Here is a 17,558-nt window from a genome sequence, read left to right on the forward strand (position 1 = left end):
GCCATCAGCTCTCTAAAACAGGGAAATGATCACTACTTCTCCCTTTCCACGCTCAATTATTCATATACTTTTCTTTATACCATCATTTATATAGGCGTGTCAAATAAGGGCCGGATTTCTCTTCTTTCCAATCCTTTACAACGCCATAAAGAGTATCGTAATAAGAGAAAGAATTGGAACCCCAACTAATAACGACACATGAAATACAACCGATAAATCATTGCCAATCGTCGCCTCCACAGGATCTTTCGCCGGGGAACCAAGAAATCCGATTAATCGATCGAAGCGACTTACCGTTTTTGGAAAGTCTGGTATTTCTACATGATCACTATCTAAATGTTGCTGTAACTTATATTCACTCTTAAAGGGATTTTCGCTCAATTTCGTCCACCTCCAGCAATTGTTTCAATTTCTTTATTCCGTTATGAAGTCTCGACTTCACTGTTCCAATCGGAATGTTTAATATCTCTGCAATTTCTTTTTGCTGCATATCATGATAATAAGAAAGGATTAGGACCGCTCTTTGCTCTTCTGGAACTTTCAAAATTGCTTCTCTTACTGTGAGCCGATCTTCGTGAGAAAATTCTTTTTCCGGAATCGGCACTAAAAATGGCAAAAGCGTACGCCACTTTTTTCTCCTATTTAATTTATTAATCATAAGGCGATAACCAATTTGAAATAAATACGTTTTTATTTTGCCCTTTTCAGGTTCATACATATGTTTCTTACGCTCTAGCGTCAAAAACGTATCTTGCACGAGGTCGATACTCAATTGTTCATCTCGGTTAAATCGATATAAAAATGTGTATAGCGCTGGTTTGATTAAAATATATAGTCTTTCTCCCGCTTGTTTATCTCCACTTTGATACGCAAGCATGAGCTCCTCCTCAATCCCAATCTGCGCCATGATTTTTGATCTCCTTTATTCCTTTTAACGTTAATGAAATACGGGAAATTAAATAGCAACTAGCAACAATAATCCATACTTGCGATTGATTCGTAAAAAATTGAACATACGGGTTTTGAATTGTCTGTCCGGTTGAAACTAAAATATTTAATACTTGCACACATATACATGCATACACTGCCAGACAAGCTGAAATCGTATCAAATACATTCCAGCGAAAGTACACTTTTGTTTTTGTAAAATCAATTTTATATCCTTTTTTCCGTACTATATGTTTTCTATCAAACGGAATAATGATTGAAAACATAACAATCATCATAACGCCAGCTGTAATCATTGAAACTTTAAATCCGATTGGCATCGGTAATAGCAAACCACAAGAAAATACGACTATAATTCCAAGTAAAGCAAAAGCAAGAAGTAATTTATTAGACATAAAAAAGCCTCCCTTATCTATTGTTTCATAAATGTATACAGACGAGGAAGGCACTTCGTTCAAATATTATTTTAGTTTTTTAATAATCTTTGCAGGATTTCCGCCAACTACTACATTATTAGGCACATCTTTCGTTACAACGGTGCCAGATGCGATAACCGCATTGTCTCCAATTGTGACACCTGGATTAATAATCGCTCTCCCGCCAATCCATACGTTATCGCCAATTGTGACTGGTTTTCCGTATTCTGATCCGCTTATGCGCTCTACTGGATCAAGCGGGTGTGTTGCTGTATAAATGTGAACACCTGGAGCTAACATACAATTCACTCCGATTGTCACCGGGCATACGTCTAAAATGGTACAGTCAAAGTTCGCGTAAAAATTTTCGCCAACGTGAATGTTATAACCGTAATCACATCTAAAAGAAGATTCAAGATGAATGTTATCTCCAGTCGTTCCAAATAATTCTTTTACGATTTCGCTACGCTCTTTTAATTGCTCTTCTGGCGTATCATTTAATTTTCTCGTTAATATACGTGCTTGCTCTCTTTCTTGTACTAAAACTGGATCAGCCGGTATGTACATTTCTCCTAGTATCATCTTTTCTTTTTCTGTTTTCATCATACTACCCCCATTAACTTATATATATAAGTTAATGATAACATAAAAAAGGCCTGAACATTTTTCGTTCAGACCTTCCTCTCTTAATCTTCCATCGTTGATAAGTCACCTGTTGGTAAATTCAGCTCCCACGCTTTTAATACGCGGCGCATAATTTTACCACTTCTCGTTTTCGGTAATTTATCTCTAAATTCAATTTGTCGTGGCGCTGCATGAGCTGCTAGGCCTTTCTTTACAAATTGACGAATTTCTTCTTTTAATTCATCAGATGGTTCGTATCCTGCTCGAAGTGCGATAAATGCTTTAATAATTTCGCCACGCACTGGATCAGGAATACCAATTACACCTGCTTCTGCAACAGCAGCATGCTCGATTAATTTACTTTCTACTTCAAACGGACCAACGCGCTCACCTGACGTCATAATTACATCGTCAATACGTCCTTGGAACCAGAAGTATCCATCTTCATCCATATAGGCAGAGTCACCTGATACGTACCAATCTCCCGGCATGAAATAAGATTCATACTTTTGCTGGTTATTCCAGATTGCACGCATCATAGATGGCCAACCTTTCGCAATTGCTAAGTTACCCATTGTGTATGGAGGAACTTCATTTCCTTCATTATCAACAATCGCTGCTTTTACACCTGGAATTGGTTTACCCATTGAACCTGGACGGATTTCCATACAAGGGTAGTTACAAATAACTTGTCCACCTGTTTCTGTCATCCACCACGTATCATGAATACGAAGTCCAAATGCATTCATACCCCAGCGAATTACTTCTGGATTTAACGGCTCACCAACGCTTAATACGTGACGAACTTGTGATAAGTCATATTTTTTAATTGCGTCTTGTCCAGCTCCCATTAACATACGGAACGCTGTCGGTGCACTATACCAAACTGTTACACCGTAATCTTGCAGTGCTTCATACCAAGCTTCCGGACTAAATCGCCCACCTAAAATAACATTTGACGCTCCAACTAACCACGGTGCGAAAATACCATAAGCTGTTCCAGTTACCCAGCCCGGGTCAGCAGTACACCAATATACATCGTCTTCTTTTAAATCTAATACCCATTTCGCCGTTTGATAGTGCTGAACCATTGCGTTTTGCGCATGAAGCACACCTTTTGGCTTACCAGTAGAACCAGACGTATAGTGAAGAATTAAACCATCTTCACGGCCTAACCATTCAATATGTAATTCTTTTGAAGCTTGTTCAAATAAAGGATTGAACGCTACCGTTTTACCGCCTTCTTCTACATTATCCCCAACAAGGAAAACTGTTTTTAAAGCAGGTAAATCATTTAATGGTACACGCTCTAATAACTCAGGCGTTGTAATTAACACCTTCGCTTCACTATCTTCTAAACGATCGCGAACCGCACCTTCCATAAATGCTTCAAATAACGGTCCAACAATTGCTCCTAATTTCACTGCACCTAAAAGTGCGAAATATAATTCTGGAGAACGTGGCATAAAAATAAAAACGCGATCGCCTTTTTCTACATCGCCATAATTTTTCAGGACATTTCCTGCTTTATTAGAAAAATCCTTCATTTCCTTAAATGTATATTTCTCTTTTCGCGATCCATCTTGATAATAAAGAGCTACTTTATTCTTTCGATCGGATTTCGCATGCTTATCAATTGCCTCATACGCCATATTTACTCGGCCTGTTTCATTCCAAGTAAAGTTTTTATTAACCTCTTCCCAGTTAAAATTCGCGTATGCCTCATCATAATTCGGCAAATTATTTTCTCCTTTAATGACAGGAAGCGTTTCTACTTTCATACTTTACATCCCCCTCCTATGTATTCTATTATCTATTATAATGATATTATTTAAAATTTTCAGTATATTTGTTGATTTTTAGACAAATTTTTAATGACAAAATTCGATTCACATCGCATATATTATAAAGTACGATATTAATAGATTCACAAACCCTCAAGGTGGTGAGCAATACATTGATTCATAAAAAAATATACAATGCTAGAAACTTAAAAACAGCGAAAGGCACTTTAATTATTGAAGGTCCTGTCTCTACACATAATCTTGAAATGTATGAATTCCATCCAGACTTAATTGCGTTTCGTCCTGCCGAGCAACAATATAAAGCAATTGTCGAAATTTCTAAATTACCAGAAGCTCGTCTCATTATTGCTAGACATGACCAAACAATTGTTGGATATGTTACATACTTGTATCCTGATCCACTTGAACGATGGTCAGAAGGAAAAATGGAAAACTTAATTGAGCTTGGGGCAATTGAAGTAGTCCCAGCCTTCCGCGGGAGTTCTGTCGGAAAGAACTTACTAGAGGTTTCTATGATGGACGATTATATGGAAGATTACATTATATTGACGACTGAATATTATTGGCACTGGGATTTGAAACAAACAGGATTGAATGTGTGGGAATACCGAAAAGTAATGGAAAAGATGATGAATGCCGGCGGGTTACAATGGATGGCTACAGACGATCCTGAAATTTGTTCACATCCCGCCAACTGTTTAATGGTCCGCATCGGTAAACGCGTTGATACGGATTCTATTCAAGCTTTTGATCGTCTACGTTTTCACAATCGTTTTATGTATTAATAAAGGGGGCAACTGGAATGATTGTAGAAGAAATTATGAATCAAAATGTAGTTACACTACATCCAAACGATACAATCGAAACAGCAATCCGAACGATTCGCACGAAAGGCATTCGGCACATTCCAATTGTCGATCAAAATAATCACGTCGTAGGCATTATTTCTGATCGGGATGTAAGAGATGCAAGTCCGTCTATTCTAGATGAACAAGTTTCACTCGATATGCTACAGCAACCGCTTGAACTTATTATGAAACATCCTGTTATGACTTGCCATCCTCTCGATTTCGTTGAGGAAATTGCTACTTTATTTTTTGAAAATAAAATTGGCTGTCTTCCTGTTACAAAGGCTGGAAAGTTAGTTGGAATCATTTCTGAATCTACAGTACTGCACACGTTAGTGAAATTAACAGGGGCACATCAACCAAGTTCACAAATTGAAATTCAAGTAAAAAACGAACCTGGTATTCTTGGAAAAGTCGTTGCTATTTTTAGTGACTTACAAATAAATATCGTGAGCGTTCTCGTCTACCCAGCAAAAGATGAGAATGATAAAGTACTCGTTTTCCGCATTCAAACGATGAATCCTCTAAAAGTGATTGATGCACTTGAAGCAGAAGGCTACCGCGTATTATGGCCGAACATCATGGGGATGCAATCATGAGTAGCGCGTTTATTTATTCGGATGACTTTCGGGGCTATTCATTTAGCCCTGATCATCCTTTTAACCAACTGCGCATCACACTTACGTATGATTTATTACAAAAGGGCGGTTTCATCTCTCCTTCCCAAATCATCTCACCACGGATGGCTACAGATGAAGAAATTGCCTACGTTCATACAGAGGAGTACATAAATGCGGTAAAACGTGCTGGAGAAGGAAAGTTAGAAAAATCAATTGCGATGACATATGGACTTGGAACAGAAGATACACCGATGTTCCCAAATATGCACGAAGCAAGCGCATTGCTCGTTGGTGGTACATTAACAGCTGTCGATGCTGTTCTTTCCGGAAAAGTAAAACACGCGCTTAACTTAGGAGGCGGCTTACATCATGGCTTCCGTGGTAAAGCATCTGGCTTTTGTATTTATAACGACAGTTCTATCGCAATGAAATATATTCAAAAGAAATACGGTTTACGCGTCTTATATATTGATACAGACGCTCATCACGGTGATGGTGTTCAGTGGTCTTTTTACGACGATCCTAACGTATGCACTATTTCATTACATGAAACTGGGCGTTATTTATTCCCTGGAACTGGCGCTGTAAATGAACGCGGACAAGGCAATGGCTATAGTTATTCTTTCAACGTTCCACTCGATGCTTTTACAGAAGATGAATCGTTCTTAGAGTCATATCGAACTGTTGTAAAAGAAGTTGCAGCATACTTTAAACCGGATATTATTTTAACGCAAAATGGTGCTGACGCACATTACTACGACCCACTTACACACCTTTGTGCGACCATGAATATTTACCGCGAAATACCGAAGCTCGCTCGTGAAATTGCTAATGAATATTGCGACGGTCGCTGGATCGCTGTCGGCGGTGGCGGCTATGACCATTGGCGTGTCGTACCAAGAGCTTGGGCGCTCATTTGGCTCGAAATGAACAACATCCAAAACATCTCAGGTTATCTCCCTCCAGAATGGATTGAAGCTTGGAAAGGACAAGCAGAAACAGAACTTCCCCTCACATGGGAAGATCCAGACAACATGTATAAACCTATCCCCCGTAAACCAGAAATTGAAGAAAAAAATGCATTAACTGTAGCGAAATCCCTTGAAATTATTCGGAATAATATGACAAAATCTTTGTACTAAACGAAAAGGAGGCTCGTTTTTGAATAGCCTCCTTTTATTTGTTGTCGGTTTCTGTCGGTAAGTCGATATATTCTAATAATCGCTGATATATTTTCATTTCATAACAGCCTGGCCCAACTTTTATGAGAAAAGGTAGTGATATTATGTGGAAACGACAAATGATCCACACGAAACGTGGTACATTTGAACTCTTTACAAAAGGAGATGGCGAATCGCTTTGTATTACACATCACTATTCACAATTTAATGAAACTGGTGATTACTTTGCAGATGTTTTTACTGCTACGCATCGTGTATTTCTCATTAATTTACGAGATACTGGTCGCTCTGTAACCGCCCAGTCAGAAAACGAATTAAGCATGATTGAAACAATCCACGACTTAGAAGCAATACGAGAAGCATTACAACTTCCAACATGGCATTTCGCTGGTCATTCAACAGGTGGTATGCTTGGACTTTTATATGCGATTACATATCCAAATCCCTTACAATCATTAGTCGTAGCAGGAGCTGCAGCAAGTAACTATACCGAAACACCATTTTGCATTTATCATCCCGAACATTCACAATTTCATTATATGCAAGAGCTCATCGAAAACTTAAAAAGCCTTCACCTTACAAGTGAAGAACGGAAAGAACTATCTACTAAGAGAACAAAATTATCATTGTATAAACCAGAAAACTACAACTCTTATTTTTTTAAATCAATTGTAAAAACAATGTCCGCTAGCCGGATGAACGCTTTCGCCAATGAATATCCTTCATTTGATTTAAGAGAGTATTTACCTTCCATCCAAACAAAGACACTTATTATATGCGGAAGATATGATGTACAGTGCCCAATTCAGTATTCTATCGAGATGCATGATGGGATACGTAATTCTATCTTCATTCCATTTGAAAACAGCAACCATTATCCTTTTTTAGAAGAGGCTGCTCAGTTTACTTCTACTACTCAAACATTTTATAAATCATTGCAACAAGGAACTCTAAAATAGTATGTTAAGGTCGCAAGCTAATTTTCCAACAAAAAGCTCACAGCCTCTATAAGACTATGAGCTTTTTCAAAAGAAATATTTCACACTAGTAACAACCAAAAAAAGAACAGAAAAAATCACTAAACCTAAATCAATAAATACTGACTTTTTATCTCCTTCTTTTAAACTTATCATAAAACTAGAAATTATTTTAATTGCAAAAAAGACCATCATAAATAACCAGCCGAAATGATCATTCGTAGAATCTTCATCATAAAACATTTGTATTGCACCAATAATTAATAAGATAAGTACGATATTAGTTACAATCTTTAAAACCTTGTTTGATTTATTATCTTTTAATGTATCCCCCAAAATGTAGCACGCCCTCTCACACTCTCCTATGTTTTATCTCTCTTTATATTTTAACATAAATTACCTATTATCCCCTTTTGATCACATACAAAAAAACCTACCAATAACTCGGCAGGTTTCCTACACATTAAAACGATAACCAGCTCCCCACACTGTTTCAATATATTGCGGGTGGGCAGGGTCTCTTTCAATTTTTTCACGTAGCTTTCTAATGTGGACGACAACAGTGGCTAAATCACCAGCGGAATCTAATCCCCAAATGCGTTCAAATAACTGTTCTTTATTTAATACTTGGTTTGGATGTGTGACAAAGAATGTTAATAAATCAAATTCCTTCGTTGTAAATGCCACTTCTTCATTGTTTATAAAAACTTTCCTCGCTCGTTGATCGATAGAAATTCCGTGAATATATAACGTATCACGTTGCTTACTTACATTTCCTGATAATCTTTCATAACGAGCAATATGCGCTTTTACTCTTGCGACTAATTCGCTTGGGCTAAACGGTTTCGTTATATAATCATCCGCTCCTAATCCGAGTCCGCGAATTTTATCTATATCTTCTTTTTTTGCTGAAACAAGTAAAATCGGAATATCTTTTACAGCACGTATTTGTTTACAAATTTCGAATCCGTTCATTTTCGGGAGCATAATATCTAAAATAATTAAATCATAGTCTTCTTGCAGGGCTATTTGTAAACCTGTTTCTCCTGAATGCTCTACATCAACTTGGAAATCATTAATTTCTAAATAATCTCGCTGTAATTCTGCAATACTTACTTCATCTTCTATTAGTAAAATTCTTTTCAATTTACTCACCACATTCCTCTACTTTTTCCAATGAGAAGAAAATGCTTGTGCCTTTACCAAGCTCGCTTTCCGCCCAAATTTCCCCGCCATGTTCTTCAACAATTTGCTTCGCTATTGCTAAACCAAGTCCACTTCCACCTGTGCTAGAATTCCGCGATTGTTCTGCACGATAAAAACGTTCAAAGATATACGGTAGCGTATTAGATTCTATACCTGATCCATTGTCCATCACTTTCACAATAACTTTATTGTTATCACTCGATACTGTTACAGTAATTTTCTTCTCTTCTTTATCCATGTACTTCACACTATTATGAATTAAATTTGATATAACTCTATTTATCTTTTCGCAATCGGCCGTTACATATAATGGCGATGAATGTAATTGTAAGTTAACTTCTATACCTTCTTCACTTAAATCCATCTGCATCTCTTCTATTAATTCTTGCATAAACGTATTTAATTTAACTGTCTCAAATTGGAATGGAACTCGATTCAAATCGAGCTTCGAAAACAAAAAGAGCTCATCAATGAGTGTGTCCATATGTTTTGCCTTCGTATGAATTGTCGTTAAATACTTATCCATTTTTTCTGGCGTATTTGCTACCCCGTCCTTTATTCCCTCTACATATCCGATAATAGATGTAATCGGTGTTTTTAAATCATGCGATATGTTTGAAATAAGTTCTTTTCGATTTTCTTCATACTGCGTTTGTACTTCAATCGATTCTTTTAACTTCTTCCTCATTTCCTCAAACCCTTGATTTAATTGACCTATTTCATCGTGCGATGTAACTGGCATTTGAAAATCTAAATTTCCTTCTTTAATTTTCTCTGTTGCGCCTTTCAATACAAAAATTGGTTTTATTATACTTCTTGAAACGAGATAACTTAATAACCCAATGAGTAAAATGGCTAGTAGTAAAAGCGATACGAATAAGATTGGAAATAATTTTTGTGTAAGATCTACAAATGAACTTTGCTTTTTTAGTACAAATATACTCCCTTCTTCTTTCTCTGGAAAATAAAAATCAAATTTTACATATCGATAAAATGTATCGCCTAGTTCCGTTGTACCACGACTATTAATATTTGCCGCTTCAAATTTCGGAAGGGCTTCTGTTAAAGTCGAACTTTCAAAACCCTTTGTAGCATAAGAAATGTTTTCTCCCTTTCTTACAATTATTTTCACGCCTTCTTTTTCAATCGATGAAACGAACGATTCATCTAATAATTGAGATTGATGTTGCTTTGCCGCTAATTTTAATTCAAGATAGGCATTCTCTTCTTCTGGTGTAAGCGGCTTTTGAATGTAAGAACTTTTATAGAAATTTTTCACTGCTTCCAAGTCACCTGTTATCGAAAAAACAATTAAAAATCCCGCGACTAATATGAGCGTAATAGAAACGAGAATTACAGCAATATAAGAAAATAAAAACCTTGTTTTAATAGACATCATTTACATCCTCACTTTACCCATCCTTCATATTCATAAGCATAAAAATATATGTTCAAATACTCAAGCGATTTTATAGTAATTTTAGCGTCAGTTTATAAAAATTTAATGTTCCTATTTTACAGTTGAAATTAGGAGGTTGAAATTCCATGTTCAAAAAAACATTCAGTATGATATGTTGCGTAATTTTTTTACAAGGATGCTCGCAAGAACAAGAAGTAAAAAAGGAGATGACAAACATGGAGACTGCACTACTAGCAGCTACTGAAAAAAATGAAACGAATACTGTTATATCTTTACTAAAACAAGGTGCAAATATAAATGCGACGGATAATCAAGGACGCACTCCGCTTATGATTGCAACATACAAAAATAATGTAAAAACCGCAAAAGCGCTTATCGAAGCTGGTGCTGACGTAAACATCCAAGATGACATGAAAAACAATCCCTTTCTATACGCCGGTGCGGAAGGTTACTTAGACATTTTAAAGCTAACAATTGATGCTGGTGCAGATCCTACGATTACAAATCGTTACGGTGGAACAGCTCTTATCCCAGCCTCAGAACATGGCTATATTGACGTTATAAAAGAACTCCTCGCTCGAACAAATATTGATGTAAATCATGTAAATAACCTCGGATGGACAGCTTTAATGGAAGCCATCGTACTAAGTAACGGAAACGAAACACAGCAACAAGTCATTCGCCTTCTTATTGAGCACGGTGCAGATGTAAATATTCCAGACAATGATGGTGTTACCCCGTTAGAGCATGCTCGCGCTCATCACTTTGAAGAGATAGAGAAGATTTTGTTAGAAGGACGTAAGTAAAAAGTTATTTTTTGCCTTCCTCCCCCACCCTATGCTACATTTAAGCCGTTACATTACTATTAATAGGGTGGGAATAAAAATGAACAAACCTAAAATTGGGATGATTGGACTTGGAAGTATTGCGCAAAAGGCCTATCTTCCAACACTTACAAAAGAAACAGATTGGAATTTTGTAGGGGCGTTTACACCTAACGCGGAGAAAAGAAAACAAGTTTGCCAGCAATACCGGATTCAAGACTTTCATTCTATTGAAATGTTAGCTTCAGAATGCGATGCAATCTTCGTTCATAGTTCAACTGCATCGCATTATGAAATCGTTTCTGAACTTCTGAAAAAAGGAATCGACGTTTATGTTGATAAACCGCTAGCAGCTACAGTGGAACAAGCTGAGCAACTAGTTGAGTTGAGCGAGAAGTATAACCGAAAATTAATGGTCGGATTTAATCGCAGATTCGTTCCTATGTATGTCGCTGCCAAAGAACAGGCTAATGATATTTCATGGATTCGAATTGAAAAGCATCGTACAAATAAAGTCGGGCCATATACGTACGACTTCACTATGTTAGATGATTATTTACACATTGTAGATACTGCTCGCTGGTTAGCTAATGATGACCTTAACGCCGTCCACAATATGATGCAAATCAATGAAAAAAATGAACTTCTTTACGGACATCATACATATACAACTCCAAGTGGACTGTTACTTTCTACTGCAATGCATCGCCATGCCGGTACAAATTTAGAACAAATTGAACTTGTAACGCCAGGGAAAATCATTCGCGTAAAAAATATGAATACATTTGAAATTGAACAGGAAAACTCAGTTTCACAAAGTGGTTCTCCATCATGGGATACAACGTTAAAACAACGTGGTTTTGAAGATGCTGTTCATCATTTTATTGAGTGTGTACACGGAGATACAAAGCCTGTTGTAGATGGATTAGAAGGATTAAAAACGCAGCAAATGCTACAATCTTTACTAGATGATGTAAACAAAAATTAAAACGGATACATTTTTCAGAATTTACTTTCATTCCCATTTCCTCTTTATTTCTCTCGTAAATTTCTATAGAATATGTTGATAGGAATTATAAATTTCATAATGAATCGTGGAAAGGATGGGATTAACACATGTGGAACGAGTTTAAAAAGTTTGCTTTCAAAGGGAATGTCGTTGATTTAGCTGTCGGGGTTGTAATCGGTGCTGCATTCGGTAAAATCGTTAGTTCTTTAGTAAAAGACATTATTACACCATTACTTGGTATGGTATTAGGTGGCGTTAACTTTACAGACTTACACTTTGGATATGGTAAATCAGCTGTTATGTATGGTAACTTCATCCAAACAATTTTTGATTTCTTGATTATCGCAGCTTCTATCTTTATGTTTATTAAAGTTTTCAACAAACTAACATCTAAAAAAGAAGACGAAAAAGAGGAAGAAATTCCAGAACCAACAAAAGAAGAAGTTCTTCTTGGCGAAATTCGCGACTTATTAAAGCAACAAAATTCTTCTAAAGATAGAGCATAATTGAACGGATAAAAAGGCATGTCCCAAGGGACATGCCTTTTCTATATGTTATAACGTTTCCGAATTCATATGAATAAATAAAATAATACCAGCAACCATAAGTACCATAATGCTACCTGCAAATAGTGTAATACCAATAAACATTAAACTTGTGCTCATATCTACTGATACACTTTCAATAAAAATAGAAATTACATACGTGATAAGGGCAATTCCTGCAAGAATACTTCCTGGAACAAACCGCTTTAAGCCATTTTGTTTTAACGTCATATATGCAAAAATAGCAGTCATACAAAGCGTAATTATCCAAAGAACGATCATCTCTTCTCCCCCCTCACAAGCCTTTTCTTCTATTATACATGACATTGCCCTATAATAGTTAAATTTGCACTTATGTGACATATAACAAGGAATCATACAATCTATAGAGAAATCTTCCAAATAAGCGATATACTAGGGAGGATTTCAATTGGAAGATAATATTGTAGGATACTTTAAACAAGTAGAGCGATATGATTATATTACAATTGACTTAGACAAAAAGTTTTTTTACATGGAAGTTGTACAAATAGAAACAAATTTAACTTTGCTAAAAGTATCACTTAACTTAGACAAAGATGAAACTATTATTACTGGCAATGTGAAACAATATGATCCTTCTAGGTTAGAACAATTAATACAAAGCTTTAAACGCACTGCCCAAACATGCCTTGAACATAATTTACGAAGTCCTGAAGAACTTTTTGCATTTTGGAAAGGAAATTGACCACTAGGAAAATATGGATATTTTTCATATAAATTGATATAATTACCATATACAAATATTCTTTGTAAGGGAGTGTTCATAATGATTTGGATTTCACTAATCGTATTAGCTTATTTCATCATTCTCGTCCCAATACAGTACAACTACATTAAAATGCTCAAAGAAAAACAGAAAAAAATGAGTGTCTCACAAAACGAACTATATGACAACATGTCTTATGAAGAATCCCAAGTACATTACCATTATCAAAGTAACGTATTTACAATACCTGCTTCGCTTGTCGCAAGTATGATTTATAAAGTGAAACATGCAGCATAATATGTACGCTGTAAAATTATTGTTTGAGTCTGTTCATTCTGGTCAACCTGATCCTACGAAAATTGATGAGCATTATGAAGAGAATCACGATACACTTTTTGAAGAAAGTATTATTCTTGTTAAAGCAAACAGTTTAGAAGAAGCTCATGAACTAAGTGAAAAGATAGCTATACAATCGGAGCACACATACGATAATATGTATGATGAGCAAATCACATGGACGTTCCGAAAAGTGTTACATGTGTTTGAATTAGACGATACGCCATTTGAAACTGGAAAAGAATTGTACGCAAGATTTTTACACGTTAAGAAAAATGAAACTGTAGATACAGTAATTGAAAAATATTATCCTGAATATGAATAAAAGCTCACAGCAATCGCTGTGAGCTTTTTTATACTTACTTCGTTGAATCTCTAAATTGGATACGGTGAGGTAAGATAACAGTGTGATCTTCCACTTTTTCTTTGTTCATATACTTTGTTAATAGACGCATTGCTACTGCACCGATATCATACATCGGTTGTACAACTGTTGAAAGTTGCGGACGAACCATTAATGCAAGGCGTGTATTATCGAAACCAAGTACTTCTACATCAGTTGGTACGTTTAATCCAGCGTCTTGTGCTGCATGGATTACACCTAGTGCCATTTCATCAGAAGATACGAAGATTGCTGTTGGCTTTTCATCATTGCTCCAAAGCTTTTCGAATGCTTCGATACCTGAGTCATATGTGTAATCTCCATCGATTACAAGATTTTCATCATATGAAATACCTTCTTCTTCTAAAGCTTTTTTATAACCTTGTAACTTCTTCGCGCTTCCCGCTTTATCAATGAATGGACCAGAGACGAAACCGATACGCTTATGTCCTTGCTCAATAAAGTGCTTCATTGCATCGTAAGCTGCTTGTGTATAATCAATATTTACTGATGGCGTTTCATTTTGCTCATCGAATGACGCTGCTAATACAATTGGTACTGGAGATTTTTTAAATTCTTCAATGTGAATGTCTGTAATATCTTCACCCATGAAAACAATTCCGTCCACTTGTTTTCCAAGCATCGTATTTAATAAATGGAACTCTTTCTCTTTGTTTTGGTCAGAGTTACTTAAAATGATGTTATATTTGTACATTGTTGCGATATCTTCAATTCCACGTGCAAGTTCTGCATAAAACGTATTTGAGATATCAGGAATAATAACACCTACTGTAGTTGTCTTCTTACTTGCTAGTCCACGTGCTACCGCATTTGGGCGGTATCCTAAACGATCAATTGCTTCTAATACTTTCTTTCTTGTTGTAGGCTTTACATTTGGGTTACCGTTCACAACGCGTGATACGGTAGCCATTGAAACGTTCGCTTCGCGCGCTACATCATAGATTGTTACGTTCATCTCATCGCACACTCCTTCTATTTTTGTTATCTATTTTTATGTATCGGTTACTTGAATGAAAAAAAGACATCAACTCTATTTGCAGATGCCACCAATCGTCCCGAGTTCTTCCTTTTACTAATGATACGATAAAAACGCAGGCTCATACAATATTTTCCCGCAAAAGTTTCGAAAAAATTCGCTTCTTTTCTCGTATTTTCGTATTTTTTATGAAAAAAGAGCATTTTTTGTAAAAAAATAGATGTTTCCTAAGTAGAAATCTTATTTTAAGCAGTACGATAGTAAATGAAATTTATATCGGCGATTTTTCGAATATATGAACCGTAACTCGAAATATATCAGCGATTTTCCAAATATATCGACCACAACTCTAATTATATCAGCGATTTTTTAAATATATCAACTTACCAACAAAAACCGACAATGACAGTCTCTATACAATAAGAGAAAGCTGTTCCAAAATGCCTTTTTGGAACAGCTCATTAAAAGTTTTTATAATTTGCTTCCAAATAATTTTAATTCATTCATAAAATCATTGAACTGCGGAATATTCATTTGCTGCGCCGGATCTGATAAAGCTACAGCGGGATTGGGATGTACTTCAGCCATAATTGCGTCTGCACCAATTGCCATCGCTGCTTTTGCAGTTGATAAGAGAAGGTCACGTCGCCCTGTAGAATGCGTTACATCGACAACAACAGGTAAATGTGTTTCTTTCTTTAAAATCGGTACAGCGGAAATATCAAGCGTCTTACGCGTCACTCTTTCATACGTGCGAATACCTCGTTCACATAAAATAATGTTCCCATTTCCCTTTGCCATAATATATTCTGCCGCATTAATGAATTCTTCAATCGTTGCTGATAGACCACGTTTTAATAATACTGGTTTATTTACAGCACCGGCTGCCCTTAGCAAATCAAAGTTTTGCATATTGCGAGCGCCAATTTGAATAACATCAACGTAATCTAATGACATCTCAATATCATTTGGATTTAAAATTTCACTAATAACAGCCAAATCATATTCATCTGCTACTTGGCGTAAAATTTGTAATCCTGCTAATCCAAGACCTTGAAAATCATACGGTGAAGTATGTGGCTTGAATGCACCACCACGCATTAATTTCAACAATCGTATCTTCTATTTTTTTCTTACAAGACACAAGTAGTGCTTTACGATGATCTTCTTGTAACTCTAAACCAGCTTGAAAAATTTGTTTGAAAATATGTTGTAAAGTCGAAGTTTCAAATGGACCATTATTATTCTCTACAATTAAATCCAGCATATTTCTTTCACGTACAGGATCAAAACGTTTCACACCTTATACTTCTTTTAAAGTACCAACTTCTTGTACGAGACGACCTCTTTCGTTTAGTAACTCTAATATTTGTAAATTAAGTTGATCAATTTCAGAACGTAAACGACCTAGTTGTTGTGATGTCATAAGAAAGCCACCTCTTTCAAATTCCTATATATTACTTTTTTAAGATAACTTATCATAGCTGATACATATACGATTGTCACACGATATACAGCAATGAATTACCATCAAAAAACGTTGTATATTTTCATTTAAAATAAAAAAAAAGACAGTTTACATACTGTCTTTTTTACAAGAAGGAAACAAACGGTTTATCACTGTTTTTCTCTTTTATAATAACGGCCTCAATTTTACTCTCGGACTTAATCTGTAATTGTACTTTCGCATCTTTAGGCAATTTGTCCAACATACCTTGAGCAGCCAATTGGGTAAGAGCCATTAATTCTGTTTTACCGTTATATTTAATAACAATATTCATATTTAATGTATCCATTTGATCTTTCTTATAAGAAACTTTTGCGTTGACTGGAATAAAATCTCCAGTAGAAAAACCTTTTATTTCCTTAGCAAAGTTAGTTATTTTTGTATTATCTTCTCCATGTGCTTGTGTAAATTCATCAGAAGGATATGAATACGACTTTTCATCAATTGTACTCCAATTTCCAAGGTTCGTATCATTCTTTTGAACAGTAGCACTAGCGATATACGTACCATTTTTTAAAGAACTAGTACTTTCTTGCTTAAAGATAGCAAACGTAATTGGAGATTTGTTATATTTATCATTTTTGTTAATAGCTTCAATAAGTTGTTTAGCAACTTCAGATCCTTTAGACATAGCTTCTTCATTAGATACACTTGAAGACATAGCTAGGCCAATCATAACACCAGATAAACTTAATTCATTTGAATTCTGTTTTCCGAAATAGTCTTGTTCTATAATATTCGTCAAAACTGGCGCTTCTACTTTCGCAACTAGTTCATCAATTAGTTTCTCTGGAATATACTGATTTAATTGCAGTACGTGACTCTCTGTATCAAATTGCTGCGTTGCAATATTTATTAAACCATTTTCATACTCTGCTAAATCTAATTTAGAATTTGTTTTTATATTAGCTGTATTTATAACCTTTTGTTCTTTTAAAGGAATAACAGTTCTATAATAATCTTTAGAAACAGCAGTTCTCGGAATCATACTTTTTTCTTTTGTATCTTTTTGTATAACTTCATCCTTCTTACTAATCGTATTACTATTGTTACTACAAGCTCCCAGTAATAAACTTACGACTGCGAAGGATAATGCCATTTTCTTCATTACTTAAAACCTACTTTCAACAATCTAGTTATTTAGTTTGAACTATTAATAGTGTAC

The 17,558-nt window shown here is 35.6% G+C and carries 21 protein-coding genes, 1 pseudogene and 1 other annotated feature (1 of these 23 cut by a window edge); of the genes and pseudogenes, 10 read left to right on the forward strand and 12 right to left on the reverse strand.

Annotated features, from left to right (window positions below; translation table 11 throughout):
* Window positions 1-58: a binding site (T-box leader), on the reverse strand; it reaches 170 nt to the left of the window's first position.
* Window positions 59-135: 77 nt separating this feature from the next.
* The 5 genes from AC241_RS23075 to acsA all read right to left on the reverse strand — a co-directional run bounded on the left by AC241_RS23075 (window position 136) and on the right by acsA (window position 3,769).
* Window positions 136-381, reverse strand: a complete 246-nt coding sequence (locus AC241_RS23075) for a hypothetical protein (RefSeq protein ID WP_029443419.1) — start codon at window positions 379-381, stop codon at window positions 136-138.
* Complete coding sequence (locus AC241_RS23080; protein WP_043935393.1) at window positions 362-907, reverse strand: RNA polymerase sigma factor; 546 nt, start codon at window positions 905-907, stop codon at window positions 362-364. The genes AC241_RS23075 and AC241_RS23080 overlap by 20 nt, the downstream gene beginning before the upstream one ends.
* Window positions 888-1,343 carry a hypothetical protein gene (locus AC241_RS23085; protein WP_029443421.1) on the reverse strand — a complete coding sequence of 152 codons (456 nt, stop codon included), beginning with the start codon at window positions 1,341-1,343 and terminating at the stop codon, window positions 888-890. The genes AC241_RS23080 and AC241_RS23085 overlap by 20 nt, the downstream gene beginning before the upstream one ends.
* 66 nt (window positions 1,344-1,409) lie before the next feature.
* Window positions 1,410-1,970 carry a maltose acetyltransferase domain-containing protein gene (locus AC241_RS23090; RefSeq protein WP_050844584.1) on the reverse strand — a complete coding sequence of 187 codons (561 nt, stop codon included), beginning with the start codon at window positions 1,968-1,970 and terminating at the stop codon, window positions 1,410-1,412.
* An 80-nt stretch (window positions 1,971-2,050) separates the two neighbouring features.
* Entirely contained in the window at window positions 2,051-3,769 is a 1,719-nt protein-coding gene (gene acsA / locus AC241_RS23095) for an acetate--CoA ligase (RefSeq protein ID WP_000862047.1), read from the reverse strand.
* A gap of 176 nt (window positions 3,770-3,945) precedes the next feature.
* On the opposite strand from acsA, the gene acuA reads away from it, so the two are divergent.
* The 4 genes from acuA (at window position 3,946) to AC241_RS23115 (ending at window position 7,401) form a co-directional block, all read left to right on the forward strand.
* Window positions 3,946-4,578: an acetoin utilization protein acetyltransferase AcuA gene (gene acuA / locus AC241_RS23100; RefSeq protein ID WP_000581388.1), complete on the forward strand. Its 633-nt coding sequence runs from the start codon at window positions 3,946-3,948 to the stop codon at window positions 4,576-4,578.
* A 17-nt stretch (window positions 4,579-4,595) separates the two neighbouring features.
* Window positions 4,596-5,240, forward strand: coding sequence for an acetoin utilization AcuB family protein (locus AC241_RS23105; RefSeq protein WP_016080058.1), 645 nt, complete (start codon window positions 4,596-4,598; stop codon window positions 5,238-5,240).
* Window positions 5,237-6,403, forward strand: coding sequence for an acetoin utilization protein AcuC (acuC, locus tag AC241_RS23110; protein WP_080990846.1), 1,167 nt, complete (start codon window positions 5,237-5,239; stop codon window positions 6,401-6,403). Before AC241_RS23105 ends, acuC begins: the two co-directional genes overlap by 4 nt.
* A 122-nt stretch (window positions 6,404-6,525) precedes the next feature.
* Window positions 6,526-7,401: an alpha/beta fold hydrolase gene (locus tag AC241_RS23115; protein ID WP_141542549.1), complete on the forward strand. Its 876-nt coding sequence runs from the start codon at window positions 6,526-6,528 to the stop codon at window positions 7,399-7,401.
* A 66-nt stretch (window positions 7,402-7,467) separates the two neighbouring features.
* On the opposite strand, the gene AC241_RS23120 is transcribed toward AC241_RS23115, so the two are convergent.
* The 3 genes from AC241_RS23120 to AC241_RS23130 all read right to left on the reverse strand — a co-directional run bounded on the left by AC241_RS23120 (window position 7,468) and on the right by AC241_RS23130 (window position 10,021).
* Window positions 7,468-7,755, reverse strand: coding sequence for a hypothetical protein (locus AC241_RS23120; RefSeq protein WP_000502928.1), 288 nt, complete (start codon window positions 7,753-7,755; stop codon window positions 7,468-7,470).
* Between the two features lie 120 nt (window positions 7,756-7,875).
* Window positions 7,876-8,565: a response regulator transcription factor gene (locus AC241_RS23125; RefSeq protein WP_003280338.1), complete on the reverse strand. Its 690-nt coding sequence runs from the start codon at window positions 8,563-8,565 to the stop codon at window positions 7,876-7,878.
* 1 nt (window position 8,566) lies between these two features.
* Window positions 8,567-10,021, reverse strand: a complete 1,455-nt coding sequence (locus tag AC241_RS23130; protein WP_050844587.1) for a sensor histidine kinase — start codon at window positions 10,019-10,021, stop codon at window positions 8,567-8,569.
* Between the two features lie 149 nt (window positions 10,022-10,170).
* Here AC241_RS23130 and AC241_RS23135 point away from each other — a divergent pair, with 149 nt between their 5' ends.
* The 3 genes from AC241_RS23135 (at window position 10,171) to mscL (ending at window position 12,384) form a co-directional block, all read left to right on the forward strand.
* Complete coding sequence (locus AC241_RS23135) at window positions 10,171-10,851, forward strand: ankyrin repeat domain-containing protein (RefSeq protein WP_050844588.1); 681 nt, start codon at window positions 10,171-10,173, stop codon at window positions 10,849-10,851.
* Between the two features lie 79 nt (window positions 10,852-10,930).
* A complete protein-coding gene (locus AC241_RS23140) occupies window positions 10,931-11,857 on the forward strand; it encodes a Gfo/Idh/MocA family protein (protein WP_029443427.1) in 927 nt (308 codons plus the stop codon).
* A gap of 128 nt (window positions 11,858-11,985) precedes the next feature.
* The gene (mscL, locus tag AC241_RS23145; protein ID WP_000267015.1) at window positions 11,986-12,384 is read left to right on the forward strand and encodes a large conductance mechanosensitive channel protein MscL; all 399 of its coding nucleotides are present in this window, start codon (window positions 11,986-11,988) and stop codon (window positions 12,382-12,384) included.
* 48 nt (window positions 12,385-12,432) lie between these two features.
* On the opposite strand, the gene AC241_RS23150 is transcribed toward mscL, so the two are convergent.
* Entirely contained in the window at window positions 12,433-12,705 is a 273-nt protein-coding gene (locus AC241_RS23150; RefSeq protein ID WP_000636589.1) for a DUF3917 domain-containing protein, read from the reverse strand.
* Window positions 12,706-12,853: 148 nt separating this feature from the next.
* On the opposite strand from AC241_RS23150, the gene dhp61 reads away from it, so the two are divergent.
* From dhp61 to AC241_RS23165, 3 genes are all read left to right on the forward strand, one after another.
* Window positions 12,854-13,150 (forward strand): protein Dhp61, encoded by a 297-nt coding sequence (gene dhp61, locus AC241_RS23155; RefSeq protein WP_043935384.1) that lies wholly within the window; start codon window positions 12,854-12,856, stop codon window positions 13,148-13,150.
* An 81-nt stretch (window positions 13,151-13,231) separates the two neighbouring features.
* Entirely contained in the window at window positions 13,232-13,468 is a 237-nt protein-coding gene (locus tag AC241_RS23160) for a DUF3949 domain-containing protein (RefSeq protein WP_043935383.1), read from the forward strand.
* Window position 13,469: 1 nt separating this feature from the next.
* Window positions 13,470-13,832, forward strand: coding sequence for a DUF4288 domain-containing protein (locus AC241_RS23165; RefSeq protein WP_043935423.1), 363 nt, complete (start codon window positions 13,470-13,472; stop codon window positions 13,830-13,832).
* A gap of 34 nt (window positions 13,833-13,866) precedes the next feature.
* On the opposite strand, the gene ccpA is transcribed toward AC241_RS23165, so the two are convergent.
* The 3 genes and pseudogenes from ccpA to AC241_RS23185 form a co-directional block, all read right to left on the reverse strand.
* Entirely contained in the window at window positions 13,867-14,865 is a 999-nt protein-coding gene (ccpA, locus tag AC241_RS23170; RefSeq protein WP_001103303.1) for a catabolite control protein A, read from the reverse strand.
* A gap of 492 nt (window positions 14,866-15,357) precedes the next feature.
* Window positions 15,358-16,312 (reverse strand): annotated as a pseudogene (locus tag AC241_RS23180) (bifunctional 3-deoxy-7-phosphoheptulonate synthase/chorismate mutase).
* 166 nt (window positions 16,313-16,478) lie between these two features.
* Window positions 16,479-17,501: a CamS family sex pheromone protein gene (locus tag AC241_RS23185; protein ID WP_016080048.1), complete on the reverse strand. Its 1,023-nt coding sequence runs from the start codon at window positions 17,499-17,501 to the stop codon at window positions 16,479-16,481.
* Window positions 17,502-17,558 lie beyond the last annotated feature (57 nt).

Origin of the sequence: Bacillus thuringiensis (assembly GCF_001182785.1) — a bacterium.
In the GTDB taxonomy this organism is placed as follows: domain Bacteria; phylum Bacillota; class Bacilli; order Bacillales; family Bacillaceae_G; genus Bacillus_A; species Bacillus_A thuringiensis_S.